This window comes from Flavobacterium terrae (genome assembly GCF_900142035.1).
Taxonomy (GTDB): domain Bacteria; phylum Bacteroidota; class Bacteroidia; order Flavobacteriales; family Flavobacteriaceae; genus Flavobacterium; species Flavobacterium terrae.
Genome location: NZ_FQZI01000011.1, coordinates 1 through 5,320, shown reverse-complemented (window position 1 = coordinate 5,320; position 5,320 = coordinate 1). Strand labels below are relative to the sequence as shown.

Here is a 5,320-nt window from a genome sequence, read left to right as displayed (position 1 = left end):
AAAACAAAAAACCCTATCAGATTTGATAGGGTTTTTTAAAAGAAAGGCGGCGACATACTCTCCCACAGGATTGCAGTACCATCTGCGCAGGCGGGCTTAACTTCTCTGTTCGAGATGGGAAGAGGTGAGCCCCGCCGCAATAACCACCTTAAGTCGGTTTTGCAAGGGTAATCAGTTTAGACTGATTAACATTACACAATATCTTAACATACTGAGATAAAAATCATTGTTCCCTGAGGATTACTCGAAGGGAGAAAGTTTGCTGCGCCTCTTACGAGGCGCTAGCACGTACATAAGCTTACGGGTTATTAGTACTACTCGACTATGACATTACTGCCTTTACATCTATAGCCTATCAACGTGGTCATCTTCCACGACCCTTAAAAGAAATCTCATCTTGTGGTGGGTTTCGCGCTTATATGCTTTCAGCGCTTATCCCTTCCCGACGTAGCTACTCTGCGGTGCCCCTGGCGAGACAACAGATACACTAGAGGTCAGTCCAATTCGGTCCTCTCGTACTAGAATCAGATCCACTCAAATTTCTAACGCCCACAGTAGATAGAGACCGAACTGTCTCACGACGTTCTGAACCCAGCTCGCGTGCCACTTTAATGGGCGAACAGCCCAACCCTTGGGACCTTCTCCAGCCCCAGGATGTGACGAGCCGACATCGAGGTGCCAAACCCCCCCGTCGATATGAGCTCTTGGGGGAGATCAGCCTGTTATCCCCGGCGTACCTTTTATCCTTTGAGCGATGGCCCTTCCATGCGGAACCACCGGATCACTATGCTCTACTTTCGTACCTGATCGACCTGTATGTCTCTCAGTCAAGCTCCCTTATGCCATTGCACTCTACGCACGGTTACCAAGCGTGCTGAGGGAACCTTTAGAAGCCTCCGTTACTCTTTTGGAGGCGACCACCCCAGTCAAACTACCCACCAAGCAATGTCCCCCACAATATGGGGTTAGATCTCAGATAAGCAAAGGGTGGTATTTCAACAATGACTCCACAACGCCTAGCGACGCCATTTCACAGTCTCCCACCTATCCTACACATCACTTATCCAAGACCAATACTAAGCTATAGTAAAGGTGCACAGGGTCTTTTCGTCCCACTGCGGGTAAACGGCATCTTCACCGTTACTACAATTTCACCGAGCTCATGGCTGAGACAGTGTCCAGATCGTTACACCATTCGTGCAGGTCGGAACTTACCCGACAAGGAATTTCGCTACCTTAGGACCGTTATAGTTACGGCCGCCGTTTACTGGGGCTTCAATTCAATGCTTCTCCGAAGATAACATCTCCTCTTAACCTTCCAGCACCGGGCAGGTGTCAGGCCCTATACCTCATCTTACGATTTTGCAGAGCCCTGTGTTTTTGATAAACAGTCGCCTGGACCTTTTCACTGCGGCCAGCATTGCTGCTGGCGACCTTTCTCCCGAAGTTACAGGTCTATTTTGCCTAATTCCTTAGCCATGAATCTCTCGAGCACCTTAGGATTCTCTCCTCAACTACCTGTGTCGGTTTACGGTACGGGTACTTATAATCTAAGTTTAGAGGTTTTTCTTGGAAGCCCTTAGGCACACTATCCCTTTGTCCGAAGACTCCGAGTACTATCGCATTTCACCATTCTCTACGGATTTGCCTATAGAGAATATAGCTAAGTGCTTTAACGAACTATTCCGTCAGTTCGCGGTGCTTTCATCACTCCGTCACCCCATCACAATTATAAGTAGTACGGGAATATTAACCCGTTGGCCATCGACTTCCCCTTTCGGGTGCGCCTTAGGACCCGACTAACCCGCAGCTGATTAGCATAGCTGCGGAAACCTTAGTTTTTCGGTGTGCGGGTTTCTCGCCCGCATTATCGTTACTTATGCCTACATTTTCTTTTCTAACCAGTCCAGCATACCTTACGATACACCTTCAACCCTGTTAGAATGCTCCCCTACCACTTGACTTACGTCAAATCCATAGCTTCGGTAGTATACTTATGCCCGATTATTATCCATGCTCGTCCGCTCGACTAGTGAGCTGTTACGCACTCTTTAAATGAATGGCTGCTTCCAAGCCAACATCCTAGCTGTCGATGCAGACAAACCGCGTTCTTTCAACTTAGCATACATTTGGGGACCTTAGCTGATGGTCTGGGTTCTTTCCCTCTCGGACTTGGACCTTAGCACCCAAGCCCTCACTGTTAGTGAACATTATATAGCATTCGGAGTTTGTCAGGAATTGGTAGGCGGTGAAGCCCCCGCATCCAATCAGTAGCTCTACCTCTATATAACTTTATAACTAACGCTGCACCTAAATGCATTTCGGGGAGTACGAGCTATTTCCGAGTTTGATTGGCCTTTCACCCCTACCCACAGGTCATCCGAAGACTTTTCAACGTCAACCGGTTCGGACCTCCACTATGTGTTACCACAGCTTCATCCTGCCCATGGGTAGATCACACGGTTTCGCGTCTAACACTACTGACTAAAGCGCCCTATTCAGACTCGCTTTCGCTACGGATCCGTGACTTAATCACTTAACCTTGCCAGCAACGTTAACTCGTAGGCTCATTATGCAAAAGGCACGCCGTCACCCCACTAAAGGGCTCCGACCGCTTGTAAGCGTATGGTTTCAGGATCTATTTCACTCCGTTATTCACGGTTCTTTTCACCTTTCCTTCACAGTACTGGTTCACTATCGGTCTCTCAGGAGTATTTAGCCTTAGCGGATGGTCCCGCCAGATTCAGACAGGGTTTCACGTGCCCCGCCCTACTCAGGATACCACTATTGATATCTTCTCTTACTTATACGGGACTATCACCCTCTTTGGTTTACCTTTCCAGATAATTCTAATTCAATCCGCATCAAATGTCGTGGTCCTACAACCCCAACTATGCCGTAACATAATTGGTTTGGGCTAATCCGCGTTCGCTCGCCACTACTTACGGAATCACTTTTGTTTTCTTCTCCTCCGCCTACTTAGATGTTTCAGTTCAGCGGGTTTGCCCCCTATCGGGTAATACATCTTCAATGTATTGGGTTGCCCCATTCGGATATCTACGGATCAATTCGTGTGTGCCAATCCCCGTAGCTTTTCGCAGCTTATCACGTCCTTCATCGCCTCTGAGAGCCTAGGCATCCCCCATACGCCCTTATTTTGCTTATTGTACTTTTCGTTTTTATACATTGCTGTATAAAAACTGTGTTCTTTCTACTTTTTAAATGTTTTTTTATCTCAATATGTCAATGAACTATTATCTATTGCTAGATTCGTGGAGAATATCGGAGTCGAACCGATGACCTCCTGCGTGCAAGGCAGGCGCTCTAGCCAGCTGAGCTAATCCCCCATTTTCTAATGATGAGTTATTAGTTATGAGTTATGAATGCTCATAAAAACTCAACTTCCAGAATTTCCTTTAAAGCGTTAAAATTTAGTAGTCCCGGGCAGACTCGAACTGCCGACCCCTACATTATCAGTGTAGTACTCTAACCAGCTGAGCTACGAGACTCTGTATTTTAAGCCTAATATTATTTGAATTAACAGCAAGAGTAAAAAAAACCTTAAGAATACTTCCCTAACTTCTTTTTATAGTCTCTAGAAAGGAGGTGTTCCAGCCGCACCTTCCGGTACGGCTACCTTGTTACGACTTAGCCCTAGTTACCAGTTTTACCCTAGGCAGCTCCTTGCGGTCACCGACTTCAGGTACCCCCAGCTTCCATGGCTTGACGGGCGGTGTGTACAAGGCCCGGGAACGTATTCACCGCAGCATGGCTGATCTGCGATTACTAGCGAATCCAGCTTCACGGAGTCGAGTTGCAGACTCCGATCCGAACTGAGAACGGTTTTGTAGATTCGCTCCTACTTACGTAGTGGCTGCTCTCTGTACCGTCCATTGTAGCACGTGTGTAGCCCAAGGCGTAAGGGCCGTGATGATTTGACGTCATCCCCACCTTCCTCACAGTTTGCACTGGCAGTCTTGCTAGAGTTCCCGACATGACTCGCTGGCAACTAACAACAGGGGTTGCGCTCGTTATAGGACTTAACCTGACACCTCACGGCACGAGCTGACGACAACCATGCAGCACCTTGAAAAACGTCCGAAGAAAAGTCTGTTTCCAAACCTGTCGTTTCCCATTTAAGCCTTGGTAAGGTTCCTCGCGTATCATCGAATTAAACCACATGCTCCTCCGCTTGTGCGGGCCCCCGTCAATTCCTTTGAGTTTCAAACTTGCGTTCGTACTCCCCAGGTGGGATACTTATCACTTTCGCTTAGCCACTCAGATTGCTCCGAACAGCTAGTATCCATCGTTTACGGCGTGGACTACCAGGGTATCTAATCCTGTTCGCTCCCCACGCTTTCGTCCATCAGCGTCAATATATTGATAGTAACCTGCCTTCGCAATTGGTATTCCATGTAATCTCTAAGCATTTCACCGCTACACTACATATTCTAGTTACTTCCCAATAATTCAAGTTCTACAGTATCAATGGCCGTTTGATCGTTGAGCGACCAGATTTCACCACTGACTTATAAAACCGCCTACGGACCCTTTAAACCCAATGATTCCGGATAACGCTTGGATCCTCCGTATTACCGCGGCTGCTGGCACGGAGTTAGCCGATCCTTATTCTTACAGTACCGTCAAGCTCCCTCACGAGGGAGTGTTTCTTCCTGTACAAAAGCAGTTTACAATCCATAGGACCGTCATCCTGCACGCGGCATGGCTGGTTCAGGCTTGCGCCCATTGACCAATATTCCTCACTGCTGCCTCCCGTAGGAGTCTGGTCCGTGTCTCAGTACCAGTGTGGGGGATCTCCCTCTCAGGACCCCTACCCATCGTTGCCTTGGTATGCCGTTACCACACCAACTAGCTAATGGGACGCATGCTCATCTTGTACCGTTGGAACTTTAGTAATAAAATGATGCCATTTCATTACACTATGGGGTATTAATCCAAATTTCTCTGGGCTATCCCCCTGTACAAGGTAGATTGCATACGCGTTACGCACCCGTGCGCCGGTCTCAAAGGAGCAAGCTCCTTCTACCCCTCGACTTGCATGTGTTAAGCCTGCCGCTAGCGTTCATCCTGAGCCAGGATCAAACTCTTCATCGTATAATTTTTAAAGCTTTCGCTTAGTATGTTTAGACAAAGATGCTAGGTTTTTCAAATCTCTCGATTTCTCTTACTCTTATTTTTTGTTGCTTCAAATATCTCTATTCGAAGCGGCTGTCAATCCAATATGTCTATGAACGTTTCTTCTTATTTCTCGCTTAACTTCTTTCGTTGTTTTTGCGGGTGCAAAGGTAAGAACTCTTTT

2 tRNA genes and 3 rRNA genes are annotated in these 5,320 nt (G+C 47.4%); all 5 read right to left on the bottom strand.

Going from position 1 to position 5,320, the window contains the following annotated elements:
* Positions 1 to 41: 41 nt before the first annotated feature.
* Positions 42 to 151 (bottom strand): 5S ribosomal RNA (rrf, locus tag BUC09_RS14505).
* 137 nt (positions 152 to 288) lie between these two features.
* Positions 289 to 3,167, bottom strand: a 23S ribosomal RNA gene (locus BUC09_RS14500).
* A gap of 106 nt (positions 3,168 to 3,273) precedes the next feature.
* Positions 3,274 to 3,347, bottom strand: a tRNA-Ala gene (locus BUC09_RS14495).
* An 88-nt stretch (positions 3,348 to 3,435) separates the two neighbouring features.
* Positions 3,436 to 3,509 (bottom strand) — tRNA-Ile (locus BUC09_RS14490).
* Positions 3,510 to 3,599: 90 nt separating this feature from the next.
* Positions 3,600 to 5,115 (bottom strand): 16S ribosomal RNA (locus tag BUC09_RS14485).
* The 16S, 23S and 5S rRNA genes sit together here with 2 tRNA genes alongside, the layout of an rRNA operon.
* Between the last annotated feature and the right edge of the window lie 205 nt (positions 5,116 to 5,320).